General features: G+C 71.6%; 18 protein-coding genes and 2 pseudogenes. 12 read left to right on the forward strand and 8 right to left on the reverse strand.

Features of this window, described 5'->3' with window-relative positions:
• Positions 1 to 8 precede the first annotated feature (8 nt).
• A complete protein-coding gene (locus FNH08_RS08670; protein ID WP_152770814.1) occupies positions 9 to 1,232 on the forward strand; it encodes an aminotransferase class I/II-fold pyridoxal phosphate-dependent enzyme in 1,224 nt (407 codons plus the stop codon).
• A 27-nt stretch (positions 1,233 to 1,259) separates the two neighbouring features.
• On the forward strand, positions 1,260 to 2,438 hold the full coding sequence (locus FNH08_RS08675) for an MBL fold metallo-hydrolase (RefSeq protein ID WP_152770815.1): 1,179 nt from the start codon (positions 1,260 to 1,262) through the stop codon (positions 2,436 to 2,438).
• Here the strand turns inward: FNH08_RS08675 and FNH08_RS08680 are convergent.
• Together FNH08_RS08680 and FNH08_RS08685 are read right to left on the reverse strand one after the other, a co-directional pair.
• Positions 2,428 to 3,054 (reverse strand): DedA family protein, encoded by a 627-nt coding sequence (locus FNH08_RS08680; RefSeq protein ID WP_152770816.1) that lies wholly within the window; start codon positions 3,052 to 3,054, stop codon positions 2,428 to 2,430. The genes FNH08_RS08675 and FNH08_RS08680 overlap by 11 nt on opposite strands.
• 49 nt (positions 3,055 to 3,103) lie before the next feature.
• Complete coding sequence (locus tag FNH08_RS08685) at positions 3,104 to 3,877, reverse strand: MBL fold metallo-hydrolase (RefSeq protein ID WP_322724028.1); 774 nt, start codon at positions 3,875 to 3,877, stop codon at positions 3,104 to 3,106.
• An 85-nt stretch (positions 3,878 to 3,962) separates the two neighbouring features.
• On the opposite strand from FNH08_RS08685, the gene FNH08_RS08690 reads away from it, so the two are divergent.
• Together FNH08_RS08690 and FNH08_RS08695 are read left to right on the forward strand one after the other, a co-directional pair.
• A complete protein-coding gene (locus tag FNH08_RS08690; RefSeq protein WP_152770818.1) occupies positions 3,963 to 4,397 on the forward strand; it encodes a recombinase family protein in 435 nt (144 codons plus the stop codon).
• A gap of 93 nt (positions 4,398 to 4,490) precedes the next feature.
• A complete protein-coding gene (locus tag FNH08_RS08695; protein ID WP_322724040.1) occupies positions 4,491 to 6,575 on the forward strand; it encodes an alkaline phosphatase family protein in 2,085 nt (694 codons plus the stop codon).
• A 50-nt stretch (positions 6,576 to 6,625) separates the two neighbouring features.
• Here FNH08_RS08695 and FNH08_RS08700 read toward each other — a convergent pair whose 3' ends face one another.
• The gene (locus FNH08_RS08700; protein ID WP_152770820.1) at positions 6,626 to 8,254 is read right to left on the reverse strand and encodes a DUF6345 domain-containing protein; all 1,629 of its coding nucleotides are present in this window, start codon (positions 8,252 to 8,254) and stop codon (positions 6,626 to 6,628) included.
• A gap of 250 nt (positions 8,255 to 8,504) precedes the next feature.
• Here FNH08_RS08700 and FNH08_RS08705 point away from each other — a divergent pair.
• The 4 genes and pseudogenes from FNH08_RS08705 to dnaK all read left to right on the forward strand — a co-directional run bounded on the left by FNH08_RS08705 (position 8,505) and on the right by dnaK (position 13,753).
• Positions 8,505 to 9,411 (forward strand): annotated as a pseudogene (locus tag FNH08_RS08705) (ATP-binding protein).
• Between the two features lie 46 nt (positions 9,412 to 9,457).
• Positions 9,458 to 11,206: pseudogene (locus tag FNH08_RS08710) on the forward strand (vWA domain-containing protein).
• A gap of 79 nt (positions 11,207 to 11,285) precedes the next feature.
• Positions 11,286 to 11,711 (forward strand): OsmC family protein, encoded by a 426-nt coding sequence (locus FNH08_RS08715; protein ID WP_322724030.1) that lies wholly within the window; start codon positions 11,286 to 11,288, stop codon positions 11,709 to 11,711.
• Positions 11,712 to 11,884: 173 nt separating this feature from the next.
• On the forward strand, positions 11,885 to 13,753 hold the full coding sequence (dnaK, locus tag FNH08_RS08720; protein ID WP_152770822.1) for a molecular chaperone DnaK: 1,869 nt from the start codon (positions 11,885 to 11,887) through the stop codon (positions 13,751 to 13,753).
• Between the two features lie 97 nt (positions 13,754 to 13,850).
• On the opposite strand, the gene FNH08_RS08725 is transcribed toward dnaK, so the two are convergent.
• Complete coding sequence (locus FNH08_RS08725) at positions 13,851 to 14,714, reverse strand: helix-turn-helix domain-containing protein (RefSeq protein ID WP_322724032.1); 864 nt, start codon at positions 14,712 to 14,714, stop codon at positions 13,851 to 13,853.
• 106 nt (positions 14,715 to 14,820) lie between these two features.
• Positions 14,821 to 15,651, reverse strand: coding sequence for a helix-turn-helix domain-containing protein (locus FNH08_RS08730; RefSeq protein WP_152770823.1), 831 nt, complete (start codon positions 15,649 to 15,651; stop codon positions 14,821 to 14,823).
• 100 nt (positions 15,652 to 15,751) lie between these two features.
• Here FNH08_RS08730 and FNH08_RS08735 point away from each other — a divergent pair, with 100 nt between their 5' ends.
• On the forward strand, positions 15,752 to 16,057 hold the full coding sequence (locus FNH08_RS08735) for a 4a-hydroxytetrahydrobiopterin dehydratase (protein WP_152770824.1): 306 nt from the start codon (positions 15,752 to 15,754) through the stop codon (positions 16,055 to 16,057).
• 3 nt (positions 16,058 to 16,060) lie between these two features.
• Positions 16,061 to 16,807, forward strand: a complete 747-nt coding sequence (locus tag FNH08_RS08740; RefSeq protein WP_322724035.1) for a class I SAM-dependent methyltransferase — start codon at positions 16,061 to 16,063, stop codon at positions 16,805 to 16,807.
• Here FNH08_RS08740 and FNH08_RS08745 read toward each other — a convergent pair.
• Complete coding sequence (locus tag FNH08_RS08745; protein WP_152770825.1) at positions 16,788 to 17,255, reverse strand: hypothetical protein; 468 nt, start codon at positions 17,253 to 17,255, stop codon at positions 16,788 to 16,790. The two genes, FNH08_RS08740 and FNH08_RS08745, sit on opposite strands and share 20 nt — an antisense overlap.
• Complete coding sequence (locus FNH08_RS08750; RefSeq protein ID WP_152770826.1) at positions 17,255 to 17,731, reverse strand: hypothetical protein; 477 nt, start codon at positions 17,729 to 17,731, stop codon at positions 17,255 to 17,257. Before FNH08_RS08750 ends, FNH08_RS08745 begins: the two co-directional genes overlap by 1 nt.
• Before the next feature lie 39 nt (positions 17,732 to 17,770).
• Between FNH08_RS08750 and FNH08_RS08755 the strand changes: the two genes are divergently transcribed.
• Positions 17,771 to 18,799: a helix-turn-helix transcriptional regulator gene (locus tag FNH08_RS08755; protein WP_322724037.1), complete on the forward strand. Its 1,029-nt coding sequence runs from the start codon at positions 17,771 to 17,773 to the stop codon at positions 18,797 to 18,799.
• Positions 18,800 to 19,807: 1,008 nt separating this feature from the next.
• Here FNH08_RS08755 and FNH08_RS51715 read toward each other — a convergent pair.
• Entirely contained in the window at positions 19,808 to 20,317 is a 510-nt protein-coding gene (locus tag FNH08_RS51715) for a hypothetical protein (protein ID WP_228033988.1), read from the reverse strand.
• Positions 20,318 to 20,552: 235 nt separating this feature from the next.
• Between FNH08_RS51715 and FNH08_RS08765 the strand changes: the two genes are divergently transcribed.
• Entirely contained in the window at positions 20,553 to 22,418 is a 1,866-nt protein-coding gene (locus FNH08_RS08765; protein WP_322724039.1) for a rhamnogalacturonan lyase, read from the forward strand.
• The last annotated feature ends 67 nt before the right edge of the window (positions 22,419 to 22,485 follow it).

Below are 22,485 nucleotides of genomic sequence, written 5' to 3' on the forward strand. Positions count from 1 at the left end.
AGGCACAGATGCGGCGGACGGAACCGGAAGGACACGGCCCCGTCCGCTACGGCCCGCCCCTCCCCGACCAGGGGCTCCCCGTCCTTCCCGGCCTCACGGACCGCCTCTGTGCCGCCGCGGACCGCGCCGACGCCGAACCCACCGGCGGCGGCCCCGCACTCCGAGACGCCGCCTGCGGCTACTGGGAGCGGCGCGGACTGCCCACCGCACCGGACAGGACGGCCGCCGCTCCCGGCGCCCCCGCCCTGCTGCTCGCGCTGACGGCCGCCCTCGGCGGTGACGTCCTGGTCCCACGGCCGTGCGCCGCCTGGTGGGCGCCCGAGACCCGGGCACTGGGCAGATCCGCCTTCCACGTGGCGACACCGGCCGATTGCGGAGGCGTCCCGGACCCGTACGCCCTCCTGGAGACCGTCCGCAGGATCCGCGACGAGGGCGGTGATCCGCGCCTGCTCGTGCTGTGCGTCGCCGACGACCCCACCGCCACCGTCGCCCCGCCCGAGCTGCTGCACGAGACCGTCGAGGCCGCCACGGCCGAGGGTCTGCACCTGGTCAGCGACGAGACGTGGCGCGACACCGTGCACGAGCCGCACGACACCGTCCTGCTCAGCCCCGCCGAGATGCTGCCCGACCGGGTCACCGTGGTCACCGACCTCGGCGGCCCCTTCCTCCCGCTCGGCTGGCCGGCCGCCGTCGCGCGCTTCCCGGACACCGACGCGGGCAGCCGGCTGCGGGCCCGCGTCCTCGACGTGCTCACCGCGCTGGGTGCCCGGATCGCCACGCCGGTCGCCGCGGCCGCCACGTACGCGCTGGACGAGCCCGCCGAGGTCATCGCCCGGCTCACCGCCTCGATACGCGTGCACGCGCGCGTGGCCACCGCCGCGCACCACGCCGTCACCGCTGCCGGAGCACTCGCCCTGCCGCCCCGGGCGGGACGGCACCTCTACGCGGACCTCGGCCCGCTGCGCTCGGCGCTCACCGAGCGGGGCGTCGGGGACGCACAGGAGCTGGAGGACTTCCTCACCGCCCGCCTCGGCATGCCCGCACCCGGCGGCCACCGCTTCGGGGACGAACTCGAGGCACTGCGCGTCCGGCTGCCGACGAGTCCGCTGCTCGGTGTCACGGCTGAGGAGCGGGCCGAGTCCCTCGCGTCCCCCGATCCACTGGAATTGCCGCACGTGGTCCGCGCGTTGACCTTGTTCGGATCGGTCTTCGACGGTCTTGGATCTCCGTGACGACGCTCAGTGAGGGGAGCTTCCTCGATGACGCAGCAGTCCGAGTCGACGACGAGCACGGATACGGGCACGGAGACGGGCACGGAGACGGGAACGGCCGCTGCCGGGACGAGCAGCGCCGCACAGGAAGCCGACCCCGAGGCGCCCTCGGCACGCCCGGTCGCGGCAGCCGACCCGTCGGCCGCGCGCACCGAACCGTATCCGCGCACCGAACCGTATCCGCGCACGGAACCGTATCCGCTCGCCGAGCCCCGCCCGCTGGGGGAGAAGCGGATATGGCCGCGCTCCTTCGCCGGCCGGCTGACCACACCGCTGCCGGGACTGCGGGCCCTCGCGCGGTTCGCCCGTGAGGGTTCCGTGCGGCCGGGGCCCGAAGGACTCACCGACATCCCGCTCCTGCCGTACGACCCGCAGCCGCTGCCCCGGGTGGACGCCCGCACGGTGGCCGTCTCCTGGGTGGGGCACGCGAGCTGGGTGATCCGGATCGGCGGCCTCACCGTCCTCACCGATCCCGTCTGGTCCCGCCGCATCCTCGGCACCCCGAACCGGATCACCCCCGTCGGGGTCGCCTGGAACGCCCTGCCGCGCGTCGACGCGGTCGTCATCAGCCACAACCACTACGACCACCTGGACGCGCCCACACTGCGCCGACTCCCGCGCGGCACACCGGTGTTCGTGCCCGCCGGACTCGGGGGCTGGTTCCGGCGCCGCCGGTTCGCCCGGGTCACCGAGCTGGACTGGTGGGAGGCGGCCCAATTCGGCGGTGTCCGTTTCGACTTCGTACCGGCCCACCACTGGTCCAAGCGCACCCTGACCGACACCTGCCGCTCGCTGTGGGGCGGTTGGGTGTTGACCGACACCGACGGGCGCAGGGTCTACTTCGCGGGCGACACGGGCTACGGCCACTGGTTCTCCCGGATCGGCCGCCGCTACCCGGGCATCGGCCTCGCGCTGCTGCCGATCGGGGCGTACGACCCCCGGTGGTGGCTCAGCGACGTCCACTGCGACCCGGAGGAGGCGGTCCGCGCCTTCCGGGACCTCGGCGCCCACCGGATGGCACCGATGCACTGGGGCACGTTCGTGCTCTCGGCCGAGCCGGTCCTCGAACCGCTGACCCGGGTGCGCGCGGCGTGGGAGCGGGCGGGACTGGCGCGCGAGGACCTGTGGGACCTACCGGTGGGCGGGTCGCGGGTACTCAGTGAGTGACGGACCGGCGCAACCTGCGCCACAGGCTCGGCACCACGCTGATCAGCAGCGTGAGCGCGACCGCCGCCACCACGCCCTCCCACGGCTCGTCGAAGAGGGAGCCGCCGAGGATGCCGATGAGCTGGTACGTGACGGCCCAGGCCAGGCAGGCCGGGAGGTTGCCGTGGGCGAAGCGGCGCAGCGGCATCTCGGCCATCAGACAGGCCAGCATCACCGGGATACGGCCCGCCGGCACGAGCCGGGACAGGACCAGGACGGTCACGCCGTGGTCGTCGAGCTTCCGCTGGGCCTGGGCGAGCCGGTCCTCGGGCGCGCGCCGGCGGATCGCCTCCAGCCAGCGCGACCCGTTCCTGGACCCCATCCCGCGCCGGCCCAGCCAGTACAGCGCGATGTCCCCGAGGAACGCGGCGCACGACGCCACCAGGAACACCAGCAGCAGCGAGAACGGTGCCGTCTGGTGGAAGGCCACCACCGCCGCCGAACTCACCAGGGCCCCCGTCGGCACCACCGGCACCAGCGCTCCGGCCAACACCAGCAGGAACAGCGTGGGGTAACCGAATGCCTGCTGGGTGGACTCGGTCGACACCGTCGAGCCCGCCACGGCCAGAACCATCATGAGCGGACCTCCGCAGCCACCGACCGCTTCGTGGTGGACCGGCCGCGCCTCACCGTCCGACCTCCGGCCGCACGCGCTCTCCGTGTCCCAGACGGTGGACGGTCACCTCGGGGGCGTGGGTGGCGGCGAGGCGGGCGAACTCGTCGCCGGGGGCGTGGAATTCATGGGGGCGCACGGCGTCCAGGCCGATCGGCCAGTACGTGCCGTAGTGCACGGGCACCGCGCTACGGGGCATGAGCCGCGCGAGCGCCTGCGCCGCGCGCCCCGCGTCGAGATGCCCCGGACCGAGGTACGGTCCCCAGCCGCCGACCGGCAGCAGCGCCACGTCGACCGGGCCGACCTCCTCGGCCATCGACTCGAACAGTCCGGTGTCCCCGGCGAAGTACGTCCGCGCGGATCCCTCGATCACGAACCCCAGGGCGGGCGACCGGTGGGGTCCGACCGGCAGCCGCCGCCCGTCGTGCCGCGCCGTCACCGTGCGTATGACCAGGTCACCGACGCGCGTCTCGTCGCCGGGCGCCACCTCCGTCAGCTGGAGATGGGTGAGCCTGCGCAGCCCCGGCACCTGGCGCGACGCGCCCTTCGGCACCAGCAGCCGGGTACCCGGCGCGAGCCGCGCGAGCGAGGGCACGTGCAGATGGTCGGCGTGCAGATGCGACACCAGGGCCACATCCGCCGCCGTGGCCTCGGCCGGGGGCGGCGCACCCCGGCGTCTGCGCAGGTGCGCGAGCCGGCGCGCGAACAGCGGGTCCGTGAGCACCCGCGTGCCCGAGTCTTCCACCGTGCAGGTGGCATGACCCCACCAGGTGATCTCCACCGGCACTTCCTTTGCCTCCTTCGCGCGACTCCCCCCGAGCCTACGGGCAGGGGTAGGGTCTGCGGCGAAACCCGGAGGTGAGGGGGACTCCATGGGAGACATGAGGCATGCCTTCGGCATGTCGCCGGTTGTACGGGTCGCGGCCATCGCCGGCCTGACGCCACTGGAGGAGCTGGAGGCGGACCCCTTTCTGGTGGACTCCCGCAGCCAGCACGCCATGTGCGCTCGCTGGGCCGCCGAGCGCGGGTACGTGATCACGCGCGAACTCCTCGTGCGTGGCCTGCGCCCCGACCACTCCGCCCTGTGGTCCGACGTCGAGGCCGGTCTCGTCGACCTCTTCGTCGCCCCCAGCAGGCGGGTGCTGGAGCGGGCGCTGACCGACGTCGGCGCGTTCACCGCGGAGTGCGCGCGCCGGGGCGTGCGCCTTGAGACGGTCGGCAGCGCCGAGCCCCGGTACGACGCCCAGATGAAGGCTCGTGTGCACCGCCGCCTGTCCATGCCGACGGCGGGCTACGACGGCCGGTGAGCCCTGTGCGGTCCAGTCGAACAAACATCCCGGCCCGTTGTGACAGGCTGGGACGGGGCTCGCGCGGCGGGCGGGCCGGGACGTGAGGTGGACGTGGGCGGTGGGCGCTGGCGACGCGTACTGAGCGGGGTGTGGCGGAGTATCGCCGTGTGGGCGGTGTCCACGGTGACGATGCTCGTGCTCGCCGGGGCGTTGCCCGACTTCCAGTTGCAGTCCGACACCGGTGACAGCGGCACCACGATCGCCGTGACCGCCGCCTTCGCCGCCGGGGCCTTCGGTCTGCTCTCCTCCCTGGTGTGGCCGCTGCTGGTCCGGCTGCTGCTCCTCGTACCGGCCCTCGTCCTCGGACTGCTCGTGTTCTTCCTGAACGGGTCGCTGCTGCTGCTCGCGCTGCGGCTCAACCCGTCCGGGCGCGGCGAGGTCGCCCCGGAGACGGCCGTGGTCGTGGCCGCCGTCATGTCCGCCGTCGCCTCCGCCACCGGCGGCGCGCTCGCCGTACGGGACGACGACCCGTACCGGCGCCGGCTGTACCGCCTCGCCGACCGGCGCCGCAGACACGCCCACGACCACCCGGGGCCGAGCGGCCCCGGCACCGTGTTCGTCCAGCTCGACGGCGTCGGGTACGAGGTGCTCCGGGCCGCCGTGGCCAAGGGCCTGATGCCCACCATGGCGGGGTGGCTCGGCCACGGTTCCACCCGGCCCGCCACCCACCGCCTCAGCCCGTGGCGCACCGACTGGTCCAGCCAGACCGGCGCCAGCCAGCTCGGCATCCTGCACGGCACCAACCACGACGTCCCGGCCTTCCGGTGGTACGAGAAGGACAGCCGCGAGGTCATGGTCTGCAACCGGCCCTCCAGCGCGGCCGAGCTCCAGCGCCGTGCCGTCGAGCGCACCGGCGACGGGGGCCTCCTCACCCTCGACGGCGCCAGCCGCGGCAACCTCTTCAGCGGTGGCGCCGACCAACTCGCCCTCGTCCTGTCCATAGCGGCGCGCAGGGGGAAGGACAACCGGTCCCGGGCCGGGTACTTCACCTACTTCTCCGACCCCGCCAACGCCGTGCGCACCGCCATGTCGTTCGTCGCCGACGTGCTCCGCGAGATAGGGCAGTCCACCCGCGCCCGGATGCGGCGGCAGCGTCCGCGCGTGGGGCGCGGCGGGCTGTACCCCTTCATACGGGCCTTCGCCACCGTCGTCGAGCGTGATGTCGTCGTGGCCGCGGTGATCGGGGACATGCTCGCCGGACGCGAGGCGATCTACGCGGACCTGGTGGCGTACGACGAGGTCGCCCACCACTCCGGCCCGGGCAGCCGGGACGCCGAGAAGGTGCTCGAACGGCTCGACCGCTCGCTCGCCCTGATCGCGCAGGTCGCCGAGCACGCCCCGCGCGCGTACCGCGTCGTCGTCCTGTCCGACCACGGCCAGAGCCCCGGCGAGACCTTCCTCGCCCGCTACGGCCTCACCTTCGGCAACCTGGTCCGGGCCGGCTGCGGACTGCCCGTACCGCGTAGGGCGCAGCGCACCCACAGCGGGGCCGAGGCGCGGGCGGCCGTGCGGGCCGCGCTGCGCAGGCCGGTCGAGGAGGGCGGCGAGCAGCACCGGCCGTCGCGCCGCTCCGAGCCGATCGTGCTGGCCTCCGGCAACCTCGGGCTGGTGTCGTTCCCCGACGTGTCCCACCGGATGACCAAGGAGGAGATCGACCGGCGGCATCCCGCGCTGCTGTCCACGCTCGCCAACCACCCCGGCATCGGGTTCGTCCTGGTGGGGAGCGAGGAGCACGGCGGTGTCGTGCTCGGCGCGCACGGCGCGGTGGTCCCGGTGGCCGAGCTCACCGACGAACGCCCCGGCCCGCTCGCCGACTTCGGGCCCGGCGCCGCCGACGCCGTACGGCGCACGCACGACTTCCCGCACGTCGCCGACATCATGGTCAACTCCTGGTACGACCCGGTCGACGGCGAGGTCCTCGCCTTCGAGGAGCAGATCGGCTCGCACGGCGGCCTCGGCGGGGACCAGGGCAGGGCGTTCCTGCTGTCGCCGGTCGCGTTCTCGGCGCCGGCCGGGGACGGGGAGGAGCTCGTCGGCGCCGAGCACGTCCACCGTGTGCTGCGGCGCTGGCTGCGCGAGTGCAGCGGCCCCCAGGTACCGCTGACGGCCCGCCGGCAGGACCGGCGGGCCGCCTGACCCTCATGAATCTATGAGGGCTCCTCGCGGTCGTACGGGACCCGGGACGCTCACCGGGCCAGCGGGGCGACCACCCAGCGCCGGGTGACGAACTCGCTGCCCTGCTGCCGGATCTCGATCTGCTTGCGGGCCGCCGGGTACGCCTCGTTGCCCTCGATCTCGAAGCCGACGCGCATCGTTCCGGGCACGTCCCGGATCTCGAGCTCCTGCTGCACGTCCACGGCCGACTGGCGCTCGTTCGCGCCCACCGCGCCGAGCTCCGCGACCAGTCTGCGCTGGGCGGTGGCCAGTGCCTCGGCGGGTTCCCGGGGCGCGGGGGCGGGCCCGGTCCGCCCGTTCGCGGTGGGCGGCGCGACCATCGAGTTGGGTGTGAGGGTGGCTCCGTTGGCGGTGTCCCGGGTCGACAGGTGCGCCTGCACCACACTCCCGTCGTTGTCGAGCGCCACGCGGATCTCGCCCCGGCCCGGAGTGATGACCGGTACGCCATCAAATGCCTGACGGAACGTCACATGCGTCTGGAGGGAGACCGGTTCACCGATCTGGGAGCCGTCGGCGGCACCGGAGTTCTGCCACAGGTCGTGCACCTCGTCCACGATGAGCTCGGCGCCGTTCGCGTGCTGCCGGGCGAACTCCTCCGCGAGCCGCACGGCCTCCTCGGTCGGCAGCTGCCGGGTGTTGCGGTGGTTGGCCTCGCCGAGGCGGACCCAGCGGGCGGCCTGTGGGGCGGTGGAGACGTACCGGTCACCGGCGTTGGCGCTCAGCACGCCCTGCCGCTCCACGTGAACCTCCTGGAGCGCTGCAGCCGGGAAGTGGACCGCCTCGGCCAGCCGAGTGAGTTCGGTGCTGGGGTCGCGCGGCGCCAGCGCGATCGTCTGTGGCTCCATCGGAAGCGTGGTCAGCGGCTCGTGCAGGCTCTCGCGGGCGTTGTACCAGCGCCACGCGTACCAGGCGTCCGAGACGTGGCCGCGGTGGAAGTCCCGCTCGGTGTTGAGCCGGTCGTTCGCCTCCGCCTGCGTCGCGCCCGCCGCGGCCACCGAGGGCGCCTGGCCGCGGTCGATGTCCCAGGAGGCGTTCAGCCACGCCTCGCAGAAGGTCTGCCCGGCCCGCCACTTCTCCCAGAACTTGGAGCCGTACCCCGGGTGGTCGATGCTGGTGGTCTCGAACCCGAAGATCATGCGGGCGCCGAGGTTGGACGCCCCCCAGGTGCGTACCGGGTTGTGCGCGCCGAGCACCCGCAGCGAGAAGCACGTGGACCAGAAGACGTAATTGACCTTCTCGTTGCCGAACGCCATGCGCTGCGACTCCGCGATGTTGCGCCCGTCCCAGGCCGCGCCCATCGAGGCGATGAACTGGCCGTTGTCCCGCATGAAGCCGTGGCCCGAGTGGTAGACCGCCGTCACGGCGTCCATCCCGTAGCGGTCCTGCCAGTTGTCGTACGTCTCCTCGTACGCCCAGGGCTGGACACCCCCGTCCTGGAACCAGAAGTTCTGCTCCTCGAACTGCCGCAGATACGCCAGCCAGCCGTTCGCGTCCTCGTGGGTGAACTGCAGCGGGGACGCGTTCGCGAACCTCTCGATACTGAAGGCGCCCCACCAGCCGGCCGTCCCGTCCCGGTCGGCGGACTTCGGTTTGCCGGAATTGAGCGGTGACGGACCGCGGTCCGCGTAGATCATGCGCATGGCCATTCTCCCTGTCGGAAGTCACCTTCTGTCCGTTATGTCTCGATCGGATGCTAGGCATACAGCCATGTAATGCGCATATCGCCATGCACTGTCCGTGGCTCGGGAGCGGGGCTCGAAGGTGGTGGGCCCGTGTCCGAGCCGTACGAAAAATGGGCTGCGGACGGGGGCGCGTGCCGCACACACTGTCCGTATCGGACACCGCGCACCTGCGCGGCCTCACTCGAACGGCCCCAAGGAGTCGCTGCTTTTGCAGGCAGCCGTCACGGTCACCCCTTCCCGCATTCCGGAACTACTGCTCGGTCTCGCCACGGTGCGGCCGGTCTTCATCTGGGGAGCCCCCGGTATCGGCAAGTCCTCCCTCGTACGGGAATTCGCCGAGTCTCTGGGACCTCATCGGCGTGCCCCAGATCCGCGACGGGCGCTCGGTGTTCTGTCCTCCGGAGGCGATCGCCCGCGACGAGCCGTACTGTCTGTTCCTCGACGAGCTGAACGCGGCGACCCCGGACGTGCAGAAGGCGTTCTACTCCCTGATCCTGGACCGCCGTATCGGCGACTACGAGCTGCCGAAGGGCTCGATCGTGATCGGCGCCGGCTATCGCGCGACGGACAACGCCCTGGCCCGCCCCATCGCCTCCGCGCTGGTCAACCGTCTCGCCCACGTCCACCTGGAGGCGTCGGCGAAGGACTGGCTCGGGTGGGCGGCGGGCCACGACATCCACCCCTGGATCCTCGACCACCTCACCGACCGCCCCGACCACCTGTGGTCCAAGCCGCCGAAGACCGAGGAGCCGTTCTCCACGCCCCGCTCCTGGCACATGCTCTCCGACGCGCTGCACTCCTTCGGCCGGGCGCTCGACGAGGAGACCCTGAAGGTCCTGGCCCACGGCACGCTGACGCCCGCGCACGCGGTGGCCTTCCGCGGGTAGGTCAAGATCGTGCGCAGCCAGTACGGCATCGAGGCCATCCTCAAGGGCGAGGCACGCTGGCCCAGCCGCCCCGAGGACCGCGACCTGTTGTACTACCTCGCCGAGATCTCCGTCGAGGTCGCCCAGAGCGTCACCGCCTCAGACTCGGACGGCAACCCGGTGCTGCCCGCGTGGTTCCTGGTGGAGGCGGCCCGGGACATGCCGCGCCTGGTGGAGGCACGGCGGTGACGGCGCCTGTGCGGAGGACGGCGGGGTGCGATGGGGAGGCGTGCCGATGAGCCGCTCCCGCAAGAAGGCCGACGAGTCGGGCAGGCCGGACCCCGCCACGGAGGCGTTCGCGGAGGGGGTGCTGCTCGCGTGGGCCAACCCGGCGATCGCCGCGCTGCAGGCGAAGCTGTGCCGGGGCAAGCGGTCGTGCCGGGACCCGGAGATGAACCGGGACCAGGAGACGTGCAGGTACGCCCCGAGGGACGGCCTCGTCCGGGTCGACTCCAGCGGCATCGTGCACGCCCATCCCACCCGCCGAGCCGAGCCCGCCGAGTGGGCGTGGGCGATCGCCCACGCCGTCATCCACCTCGGCTTCGGCCACCTTCCGGCCGCGAAGGGGCGGCGCGAGCAACCCGACCGCTTCACGCTCGCCGCCCGCTGCGCCGTCGTCAACCGGTTCCTGCTGAGCTTCCCGGTCGGCCGCACCCCCGACGACCTGCCCGCCACCTACCCCGGTGGAGACGAGGAGCAGCTCGCCGCCCGCTGGCGCCAGGGCGGCATCCGGCCGCGTACGCGCACTGCGGTACGGCGGGCCAGGACACCGACCAACTCCTCGTGCCGTGGGACAAATGGGCCGGGCAGCCCCCGCACTGGCAGCTCGCCTTCGCCCACGCCCTCACCCGCACGATGTCCACGGCGATGGACATGGCGGGCGGCCGCCGCGACTCCATGTCCGGCGGGCCCACGCGCAAGCGGCCCGGGGAGTGGGCCCTGGAGTGGTTCATCTCCTCCTACCCGCTGCTCGGCGGCATCGCGGCCGGCATCACGATCGTCGCCGACGCCGAGATCGCCCGCGCCCACGACATCTCCATCGCCGCGGTGAACGCCGAGGCGGGGGAGATCTACATCAACCCGCTGCGTGACTTCGAGGACGAGGAGTGGCGCTTCGTCCTCGCCCACGAGATGCTGCACGCCGCCCTGCGCCACGGTGATCGCTGCGGCGCCCGCGACCCGTTCCTGCTCAACATCGCCGCCGACTACGTCATCAACGGCTGGCTCCGCGAGATGCACATCGGCACGATGCCGGAAGGGCTGCTGCACGACCCCGAGCTCGCCGGGCTGTCGGCGGAGGAGGTGTACGACCGGATCGCCAAGGACGTGCGCAGGATGCGCCGCCTGTCGACCCCGCGCGGCAAGGGCACGGGCGACATCCTCGGCGCCCCGCTCGGCAGCCCGCGCGACTACGTCGACCTGGACGAGTTCTACCGCCGGGGACTCGCCGGTGGTCTCGACCTGCACCAGCACCAGGAACGCGGTTTCCTGCCCGCCGGTCTAGTCCAGGAGATCCGCGCGCTCAGTCACCCACCGCTGCCCTGGGACGCCCAACTGGCCCGCTGGTTCGACGAGTTCGTCCCCCGCCCGGAGCCCGTACGGACGTACGCGCGCCCCTCGCGCCGCCAGTCCTCCACGCCCGACATCCCGCGCGCGGGCCGCTACTTCCCGCCCGAGGAGATCGAACGCTGCACCTTCGGCGTCGTCCTCGACACCTCCGGCTCGATGGACCGCGTCCTGCTCGGCAAGGCGCTGGGCGCGATCGCCTCGTACGCCGAGGCCCGCGACGTACCGGCCGCACGCGTCGTCTTCTGTGACGCGGCGCCGTACGACGCGGGCCATCTGCCGGTCACGGAGATCGCCGGGCGCGCCGGTCCTCGTCATCACGGACGGGTGGTGCGACGTCCTGCGGGTGCGCCGCGAGCACGCATACCTGATCCCGCAGAGTACTCGGCTGCCGTTCACCGCCAGTGGGCCGGTCTAGTCGCGTGCGGTGAGGGCGGGTGTGATCGGATGGGGGGACAGGAACCCGGTTGACGGGACCCCATGCGAAAGGAAGAACCGTGGCAACCACGCGTAGCGCACACACCGTTTGGGAAGGCAACCTGCTCGAGGGCAACGGTGTCGTGACCTTCGACTCCTCGGGCATCGGCCAGCAGCCGGTGTCGTGGCCGTCGCGCGCCGAGGAGGCGAACGGCAAGACCAGCCCCGAGGAGCTGATCGCCGCCGCCCACTCCAGCTGCTTCTCCATGGCGTTGTCGCACGGCCTGGCCGGTGCCGGCACCCCGCCCACCAAGCTCGTCACCTCCGCCGACGTGACCTTCCAGCCGGGTGAGGGCATCACCGGCATCCACATCACCGTCGAGGGCACGGTCCCGGGCGTCGACGAGGACACGTTCGTCGCGGCCGCGGAGGACGCCAAGAAGAACTGCCCCGTCAGCCAGGCCCTGACGGGAACGACCATCACGCTCTCCGCCAAGCTCTCCTGACGCCCCTGGCACCGGTGCCGCGGTCCGTTCGGGCCGCGGCACCGTCGTGTCCGGGACCGTTCCGCGAGCCGCAGGGGACACCTGTCCCTTGACAAGAGCGCACTCAAGTTTTGTGCTGGATGTCAGGACACCCGCGGTGGAATCCCTGGGGGAACCGGCGGAAGGGGACAGTGATGGCACGCGCGGTCGGAATCGATCTCGGTACGACGAACTCGGTGGTGGCCGTCCTGGAGGGCGGTGAGCCGACCGTCGTCGCCAACGCGGAGGGCGCCCGGACCACACCGTCCGTCGTCGCCTTCGCCAAGAACGGCGAGGTCCTCGTCGGCGAGGTCGCCAAGCGGCAGGCCGTGACGAACGTGGAGCGCACCGCCCGCTCCATCAAGCGCCACATGGGCGACGCGAACTGGCACTTCCCGGAGCAGGGGAACATCGACGGCACCCGCTACCGGCCCCAGGAACTGTCCGCGCGCGTCCTGCAGAAACTGAAGCGCGACGCCGAGTCCTACCTCGGCGAGGACGTCACCGACGCGGTCGTCACGGTGCCCGCCTACTTCGACGACGCCCAGCGCCAGGCCACCAAGGAGGCCGGGGAGATCGCGGGCCTGAAGGTCCTGCGGATCATCAACGAGCCCACGGCCGCCGCCCTCGCGTACGGGCTCGACCGGGGCGAGGAGCAGACCGTCCTGGTCTTCGACCTCGGCGGCGGCACCTTCGACGTCTCGCTGCTGGAGATCGGCGACGGCGTCATCGAGGTCAAGGCCACCAACGGCGACACCCACCTCGGCGGCGACGACTGGGACCAGCGGATCGTCGAGTACCTGATCAAACGCTTCAAGGGCTCGTACGGCATCGACCTCGGCAACGACAAGATGGCGGTCCAGCGACTGCGCGAGGGCGCGGAGAAGGCCAAGATCGAGCTGTCCAGCTCCAGCGAGACGACCATCAACCTCCCGTACATCACCGCATCCGCCGAGGGCCCCCTCCACCTGGACGAGAAGCTGACGCGCGCCCAGTTCCAGGAACTCACCGCCGACCTCCTCGACCGCTGCCGTACCCCCTTCCACCAGGCGGTCAAGGACGCGGGCATCAAGCTCTCCGCCATCGACCACGTGATCCTCGTCGGCGGGTCCACCCGGATGCCGGCCGTCACCGACCTGGTGAAGGAACTCACCGGCAAGGACCCGCACAAGGGCGTCAACCCGGACGAGGTCGTGGCCGTCGGCGCGGCCCTCCAGGCGGGCGTCATCCGCGGCGACGTCAAGGACGTCCTCCTCCTCGACGTCACCCCGCTGTCCCTCGGCATCGAGACCAAGGGCGGCATCATGACCAAGCTCATCGAACGCAACACGACGATTCCGACACGGCGTTCGGAGATCTTCACGACCGCCGTCGACAACCAGCCCTCGGTCGGCATCCAGGTGTACCAGGGCGAGCGCGAGATCGCCGCGTACAACAAGAAGCTGGGCGTCTTCGACCTGACGGGGCTGCCGCCCGCGCCGCGCGGGGTGCCGCAGATCGAGGTGGCGTTCGACATCGACGCCAACGGGATCATGCACGTCTCGGCGAAGGACCTGGCCACGGGCCGCGAACAGAAGATGACGGTGACGGGCGGTTCGGCCCTCCCCAAGGACGACATCGACCGCATGATGCGGGACGCCGAGCAGTACGCGGAGGAGGACCGAAGGCGCCGCGAGGCCGCGGAGACCCGCAACCAGGCCGAGCAACTCGTGTACCAGACCGAGAAGTTCCTCCGCGACAACGACGAGCGAGTGCCCGCGGAGGCCAGGTCCGAGGTCGAGGCGGAGATCGGTGAGCTGAAGCGGCTGCTGTCGGAGAACGCGGAGACGAGTGCTCTGCGCTCGGGGGTGGAGAAGCTCGCGTCCGTCAGTCAGAAGATGGGGCAGGCGATGTATGCCCAGGCCCAGCAGAAGCCTACGGAGAGTCCGGGTTCGGCTTCCGCCGGGGATGCGGGGGACGAGGAGGGTGTGGTGGACGCGGAGATCGTGGACGACGAGAAGGATACGAAGGGTGGGGCTGCGTAGGGGGCTGCGCCCCGAAAGGGGCGCGGGGAACTGCGCGAGAACCACGACGAACAGTCAGCCGCCAACGCACCGCGCCCCCAACGGCGATACGTTCAGGTCAGAACCTCTCGCGGTACTCGCGCAGGAGTTCCTTGGTGCGGGGGGCGGAGGCCGCGTGGGCGGCCATGTGGTCCAGCACCTCCAGGTGCATGGACACCTCGGGCCGCGCGTCGAGGTAGAGGGCGCCGGTCAGGTACTCGGTGTACACCATGTCCGGCAGCTCGGGTTCCGCGAAACGGAACAGAACGAAGGGGGCGTACGTCCCCGGGTGCGGTCCGGACGCGAACTCGGCCACCTGGAGCGTGACATGGTCCCGTTCCATCACGTCGAGAAGCCGGTCGAGCTGGTTGCGCATCACCTCGGGCCGGATGCTCACCGGGCGTCTCAGCGCCGTCTCGTCCATGACCACCCACAGATGGGGCGGGTTGGTGCGGGTGAGAAGCTTCTGCCGGGCCATACGCAGTGACACGTGCCGTTCGATCGACTCCGGCCCGCTCTGCCCGACCGTCCCGGCCTCCAGGACGGCGCGCGCGTACTCCTCGGTCTGGAGCATGCCGGGCACGTAGTGCGGCTCGTACTGCCGGATCACCTGGGCCGCGCCCTCCAGGCTGACGTGCAGACTGAACCAGTCGGGCAGCACGTCGTGGTACCGCTGCCACCAGCCGGGCTCGTTGGCCTCCTCGGCGAGGGCGACGAACGCGGCGACGTCCCTCTCCGCCACGCCGTACGTGGTCAGCAGCACCTGTACGTACGGAATCTTGAGCGAGACCTCGGCCATCTCCATGCGCCGCACCGTCGCCGGCGCCACTCTGAGGACCTTCGCCGCCTCTTCCCGTCTCAGCCCGGCGGTCTCCCGCAACTCCTGCAACCGCCGCCCGAGCACCACCTGGCCCACCGTGGGTGCGGGCCGCCGCTCACTCACGCCACGCCTCCCCACGCGCCGAGGTATGCGAGCAGTGTGTCATGTTTCACGCGAACACTCATGGGGTCGAACGGCTGGAAATGATCCATGGGTCTATGACGGTAGCTCAATTCGCCCGGGACTGAAGGTACTTGGCGGTAGCCGGGTCGGCCGGGAGCAGGGTCTCGATGGCCAGCTCGGCGACCGTGACGTCCATCGGGGTGTTGAAGGTGGAGATCGACGACACGAAGTTCAGCACGTGGCCGTCGTGCTCGACGCACAGGGGGAGGGCGAAGTACGCGGGAGGGACGTCCGTCTCCGCGGGCTCGCCGGGCTCCGGGACGGGATAGGCCGTGACCTCCTCGTACAGCTCCCGGAGCGCGTCCGAGCGGTGGAGGGCGATCTGGCGGGTCATCTGCTCGATCAGGTGGCCGCGCCACGCGCGGAGGTTACGGATGCGCGGAGCCAGGCCCTCGGGGTGCAGGGTCAGGCGCATCGCGTTCAGCGGGGGTGCGAGGAGGGAGGCCGGGACGCCCTCCAGGAGCAGGGCGATGCCCCGGTTCGCGGCGAGCACGTCGTACGTCGCGTCGACGATCAGGGCCGGGTACGGCTCGTAGCCCTGGATCAGGCGTTCCATGCCCTGTCTGAGCGCGTCCATCGACGGGTCGTCGAGCGGGGTCTCCGGATAGTGCGGGGCGTAACCGGCCGCGAGGAGGAGCGCGTTGCGCTCCCGCACCGGCACGTCCAGGTGCTCGGCCAGACGCAGCACCATCTCCTCACTCGGCCGGGAGCGGCCCGTCTCGACGAAGCTGATGTGCCGGGCGGAGGAACCGGCCCGCAGCGCGAGATCCAGCTGGCTGACCCCACGCCGCTGCCGCCAGGCGCGCAGCAGCGGGCCGATGCCCTGGTCGGCGGGGGCGGCCGGGAGACGGGAGGCGCCGGTCCAGACAGTGGCCATGGGTACGACCGTAGACGCCGGAAACCCTCCTGACCAGGGCGTCCTGAGCCCGATTGTGGCAGGCTGGACACGTAGGTGACACCCAGGAAGGGAGCCGGGAATGCCCCTCGCACCCCTGTCGCTGAAGGAGATCGAGGACCGGCTGGCGGAGCTGCCGGGATGGTCCCTGGACGGGGACCGGATCGCCCGCTCCTACCGGCTCGGCTCGCACTTCGCGGCGACCGCCATGGTCGTGCACATCGCCCAGGTCCAGGAGGAGCTAGACCACCACTCCGACCTCACCCTCGGCTATAACACCGTCGCCCTCACCATGAACACCCACAGCGTGGGCGGCGCCGTCACCGAGCGCGACTTCGAGCTCGCCCGGCGAGTGGAGGAACTCGCCCAGGGCCACGGTGCGAGCTGAGCGGTGCTGGACTACGACAAGGAGGCCGAGCGGTACGACGTCCTGCGCGGGGGAGAGCCCCGCGCGGAGGCGGCCGCCCAGGCCGTGCTGAGTCTCGTGCCCGACGGCGCGCGCCGCCTGCTCGACGTCGCCTGCGGCACCGGCATCGTGACCAGGCGGATCGTGGCCGCGCGCCCCGGCACCCGGGTCACGGGCGTCGACCTGACGTACGGCATGGCCCGCCGGGCCGCCGACCGCCTGCCGGGCGCCGTCGTCCTCGCCGACAGCCGCCGACTTCCCTTTCCCGACGGCGCGTTCGACGCGGTGACGAGTGTGTGGCTGCTGCACCTCGTCGACGGTCCGGACGAGGTCCGGGCCGTCGTCGGTGAGTGCGCCCGTGTGCTGCGCCCCGGCGGTGTGTACGTCACCACCGTCGACAAGGCCGCCTCCCACAACGTGGGCAGTGACATCGACACCGTGCTCGCCACCCGCCCGCGCACCCCGGCCCTGGATGCCGCGAGGGCCGTCGAGGAGTACGCCGCCGGGCACGGTCTGCGCCCGGCCGGGCAGACCTGCTTCGCGGGCCGCGGTCAGGGCCGCAGCCCGCGGCGCGCCCTCACCGACCTGCGGCGCGGCTGGTTCGTCACGCTGCCGCCCGGCGCCCCGCTCGCCGACCACTACGCCGCACAGCTCGCGGCCCTGCCCGACCAGGACCGCCCCCGCCCGGACCCGACGTTCTCCCTGCGGGCCTTCAGGAAGCGGGACGCGTGAACTCCATGACCCAGTTGGTCACCCACGACCGCTCCCCGTCCACGGAGAACGCCTGCTCCCAGCGCGCGGTGGTCGCCGAGATCCCGGACCACAGGAACCGCACCCGCACGTCCTTCCCCTCATGAGTGTCGTCCCCGTGGAACTCGCCACGCCCGTCGCCGTCGAAGCGGCCGGTCACCGGCGGGAACAGCCTGCCGCTGCGGCTCGACGACCAGTTCAGCGACCACTCGCGTGCCGCGGGGTCGAACAGCCGCAGTGTCAGCCCCTTCCAACCCTGGCTCGGCACGTCCATCTCGTCGAGGTTGGCGGCGCCGCCGAAGAGGGGCAGGCAGCGGGTGGAGGCAGGGAACTCCTGCCAGCCGCTGTCCGGGTCGAGGAAGTCGGTACGGCGGCGGTGGGCGACATCCCACTCGCCGTGGAAGAAGTCGAAGTCGTGCGCGGTGCTCATCAGCGGTCTCCGGTCGTGCCCTCGGGCAGGGTGTCGGTCATGTAGGCGTCCAGGTCCGGGACTTCGGGCGCGAGCATGTGCCGCACCCAGGCGTCCCGTTCGTGCAGGATCGGCGGCAGCTCCCAGACACAGCCGATCCACGGCAGGTCGGGGAGGACGAAGTGCGTCGGGTCGAGGTCCGGGCAGCCCAGCGCCGACTGACCCGCCGAAGCGCCCCTGAAGTGCAGGACGTTGTCCCACACCCAGCTGTATGCGTTGAGGTACGCCCCGCTGTCCCCGCCCCGGTGCAACACCACGAACGTCGCCGGCGGTGTGCCGTCCGGTTCCGGCAGCAGCTCCGGCAGGATCTCGTACGCCGCCTTCTCCACCTCGGGCGCGATGCCCGAGGGGTCGGCGGTGACGTGGTAGCGCTTGATCCTCCGACCCGCCACCTCGATGGGCGGTGGCACGGTCAGCAGTTTCTCCTTGAAGGTCATGACCGGACGCTAGGGCCGCTCCCCTGACATCCTGTGTCAGTGAAGTCCAGCAGACTGCTGTCCATCCTGCTCCTCCTCCAGACACGCGGCCGGATGACCGCCGCCCAGCTCGCCGGGGAGCTTGAGGTGTCGGTGCGGACGGTCTACCGGGACGTCGAGTCGCTGCACGCGGCGGGCGTACCGCTGTACGGGGACGCCGGGCACGCGGGCGGCTACCGGCTCCTCGACGGATACCGCACCCGCCTCACCGGCCTCACCACCGACGAGGCGGAGGCCCTGTTCCTCGCGGGCGCGCCCGGCCCCGCCGCCGAACTCGGCCTCGGCTCCGTCCTCGCCGCCGCTCAGCTCAAGGTCCGCGCCGCCCTCCCACCCGAACTGCGGGCCCACGCCGACCGCGTCAGCGGACGCTTCCACCTCGACGCGCCCCGCTGGTACGCCGACGCCGAGGAGGCCCCGTTCCTGCCCGCCGTCGCCGACGCGGTGTGGAACAGCCGGGTGCTGCACGTCCGGTACCGCCGCTGGCGCGAGCCCACCGACGTCGACCGCCGCCTCGAACCGTACGGACTCGTCCTCAAGGCGGGCCGCTGGTACGTCGTGGCGGGCCCCGGACCGCGTACCTACCGCGTCGACCAGATCCTCGAACTGACCCCGTCCGACGAGGAGTTCACCCGCCCCGAGCACTTCGACCTGGCCGCCCACTGGACGGCGTACCAGCGGGACTTCCACGACCGGCTGCACCGCGGCGAGGCGGTCGTACGGCTCGCACCGGGCACCCGCCTCACCGGCGCGGCGGCCGCCGCCGTGGCCGCGGGCGGCCGTACGGACGCGGACGGCTGGACCCGCGCCACCGTCCCCATCGAGTCCGTCGACCACGCCCACGACGTGTTCCTCGGCCTCGGCACGGCCGTCGAGGTGCTCGCACCGGCCGAACTGCGTGCCAGGATCGCCGGGACGGTGGCCGCGCTCGCGGCGCGCTACGCCGCCGACCGTCCCTCAGATGCCGAACCTGAGGACCCGACGCAGCAGATCGAGGGTCTCGTCCGCCCAGGCCAGGACAGCGAGACTTGACGTCAGGTTCCCCGGCGGGTGGTTGATCAGCGTGTGCGGGGCGGATGAGCCGCTCGAAGTCGACGAGGACGGGGCCCTGGCGTTCCGTCAGGCCGTCGGGCCGGAAGAACCGCACGTTCGCCAGGCGCATGACGTTGATGACCTCCTGGGCGAGGATGCCGTAGCCGACCGTGGTCGGGTGGACACCGTCCAGGGAGAACAGCCCGCCGGCCGAGCGGCGTTCACCGTCGCAGGCGAGGAAGTGCGTGGTGGGCACCGGGTCGAGTGCCTGGAGCGCGGGCGGCAGCACATAGGGGGTCCACCAGGACGGGCGGGCCAGCGGGTCCTCGACGTAGCGCCTGCTGCCCAGCCGGTCGAGCAGACCGCAGGTCTCCAGGAGGTACCAGTCCTTGCCCGCCTTCCGGGCCCCCCGGACCACGTCGGTGATGGCGTGGTTGTAGTGGTCGATCGCCTCGTCGATCTGACGGGCCTCGTCCCCGGTGAGGTGCGGGTCCCGCGTCGGGTCGAAGTCGTGGTCGCCGATCCAGGGGCGGGTGTAGTACGGGAAGTACGCCGAACCGGGTTCGGTCTTCGTGGCGACGCCGCGCGCGACGGGCGCGATGGTCACGTGCGGGACCGTGCACCAGATCACGTGCCGCGCCTTGATACCGCGCACCTCGGCGGCGACCTTGTCCAGCTCGGCCCTGAAGTGCTGGGGCTGCCAGACGGTGAAGTCGCCCTTCTTCACCAGGTCGGTGTACTCGCCGTCCTTGCTCCAGCACAGCTTTAGGTCGACCACCGAGCTCAGCGCGTTGTTGGCGCCGAGGAACACGATCAGCGTCTCGATGCCGTGCCGCGGGTCCGTGTCGCCCACCTCGTCACCGAGACGGGCGGCCGCGCTCAGCTGGGTGAGGGAGTCGGGCGCCGCGGGCGGGGCGGGCAGCACACGCAGGGCTGCGCGGTCGTCGGCGTGCTCCACGAGCTGCCGCAGCAACTGGTCCTTGGGCGCGTCGATCCTCCCCCACTGCCTTAAGGGCGTGGGAGGTGCCCCCAGGCGCACACGGCGTGGGACTTGTCGAGCGCGTCCCGCAGGTCCCAGCCGAAGACGGCGAGGTTGTGGTTGACGGAGGTGGCGGTGGGCGCGGCACGGCCCGGTCCGCGCTCCCAGTAGTCCTCCACCTCGTCCAGGAACCGCCGGGCGCGCAGCAGCGCGAGCCCCGACTCCCACCAGTCGACGTCGCGCCCGAAGCGGGCCTCCAGGTCGCGCAGGAACAGTTCGATGTTGAACGGGAGCCCGCCGTACCCGTCGTACGCCGGGTAACGGAACCGGTCGGCCCAGCCCAGCTCGTGGGCGACGATCGCCGGATATGACAGGGCGGTGCTGAAGATCGAGCCGCTCTGGAAGCCCTGGGTGAGCGAGTCACCGACGGCGACGAGCCGGTGCCGGGGTTCTCCCTGCCAGCGAGGGGCGACCTCGATGGCGAGTGTGGGGTCCTTCTCCGGTTCCCGTGGAATCGGTCCGCGTGCGGTGCCGCTCATGCTTCCCCCTCGGTCGGTCGATCGTTCGGTGCGAGTGGTGTGTGGTGTAACGGAGCCCGATCGGACCGGATACGGCCGGGACGGCAAGTACGTCCGAAATGCGAAGCATTCAGGTGAACCGCACGGGCTCTTCGCCCTACCTCGGCAACTCGCCCAGCGACCCCGGCAACTCGCCCCGCACCAGCGGCAACTGAGGAAACAGACACCCGTCTGTCCCCCACCGGGAGGTATCCACGTGCAGCACCCGCACAGGCACCGCAGACGCAAGGTCCTGCCCACGTTGGCGGCCGCCGTCCTCACCGCCGCCGGACTCACCACGTTCACCGTCGACTCGGCCGAGGCCGCCACCGCCCGGCAGGTCGAGAAACTCGACCGGGGCGTGGTCAGCGTGCACACCGACAGCGGCAACCTGGTCAGCTGGCGCTGGCTCGGCACCGACCCCGACAACGTGTCCTTCAACGTCTACCGCGCCGGTACGAAGGTCAACTCGTCCCCGATCACCGGCTCCACCAACTACTTCCACTCCGGTGCGCCCGCCCAGGCCGACTACACGGTCCGCGCGATCGTGAACGGCGCGGAGCAGGGCGACTCGGTGCACGCGGTCCAGTTCCGCACCGGCTACAAGGACGTGCCGATCAGCGCGCCCGCCGGAGGGACCACCCCTGACGGCGTCGCGTACACCTACGAGGCCAACGACGCTTCCGTCGGCGACCTCGACGGCGACGGCGCGCTCGAGTTCGTCCTCAAGTGGCAGCCCACCAACGCCAAGGACAACTCCCAGTCCGGCTACACCGGCAACACGATCGTCGACGCCGTCAAGCTCGACGGCACCCGCCTGTGGCGTATCGACCTGGGCCGCAACATCCGCTCGGGCGCCCACTACACCCAGTTCCAGGTGTACGACTACGACGGTGACGGCAAGGCCGAGGTCGCCGTGAAGACGTCGGACGGCACGAAGGACGGCACCGGCGCGGTGATCGGCAGCTCGTCCGCCGACCACCGCAACTCCAGCGGTTACGTCCTGACCGGCCCCGAGTACCTGACGATGTTCAACGGCCAGACCGGCAAGGCGATGGCGAGCGTCGACTACGTCCCGGCCCGTGGCACGGTCTCGTCCTGGGGCGACTCGTACGGCAACCGGGTGGACCGCTTCCTCGCGGGCACGGCCTACCTGGACGGAGCCCGGCCCTCCCTCATCATGGCCCGCGGCTACTACACCCGTACGGTGATCGCGGCCTGGGACTGGCGCAACGGCGGCTTCACCCGCCGCTGGACCTTCGACACCAACTCCTCCACCAACAGCGGCAAGGGCTTCGACGGCCAGGGCTCGCACAGCCTGTCCGTGGGGGACGTCGACAACGACGGCAAGGACGAGATCGTGTACGGCGCGATGGCCGTCGACGACAACGGCAACGCCCTGTGGACCACGAAGACCGGCCACGGCGACGCCCAGCACCTCGGCGACCTCGACCCGTCGACCTCCGGCCTGGAGTACTTCAAGGTCTCGGAGTCCACGTCGCAGCCCGCCGAGCTGTACATCAACCCGGCGAACGGCGCGGTCCGCTGGCAGCTGGCCGCGTGCTGCGACAACGGCCGGGGAGTCGCCGGGGACGTCTACGCAGGCAACGACGGCCCGGAGATGTGGTCCGCCTCCGACAGCAACATCCGCGACGAGGCCGGCGCCACCAAGGGCCGTGAGCCGTCCTCCGTCAACTTCCTGTCCTGGTGGGACGGCGACACGGTCCGTGAACTCCTCGACGGCACCCGCATCGACAAGTACGGCACGTCCTCCGACACCCGCCTGCTGACCGGCTCCGGGGTCTCCTCCAACAACGGCACCAAGTCCACCCCCGCCCTGTCCGGTGACATCCTCGGCGACTGGCGCGAGGAGGTCGTCTGGCGCACCAGCGACAACACGGCACTGCGGATCTACTCCACACCGCTCGAAACGGGCACGAAGATCACGACTCTGCTGCACGACACGATGTACCGCACGGGTCTGGCCTGGCAGAACACGGCTTACAACCAGCCGCCGCACACGAGCTTCTTCATCGGCAACAAGATGCCCACGGCGCCGAGGCCGGTGGTGTACACCCCGTAGTGGGCACGTAGTCCTCGCCCCTGCCGCCCCTACCCATTCCCGTCCCCTGGGGGCTCCGCCCCCAGAC

It is taken from the genome of Streptomyces spongiae (assembly GCF_009377185.1).
GTDB classification, from domain to species: Bacteria; Actinomycetota; Actinomycetes; order Streptomycetales; family Streptomycetaceae; genus Streptomyces; species Streptomyces spongiae.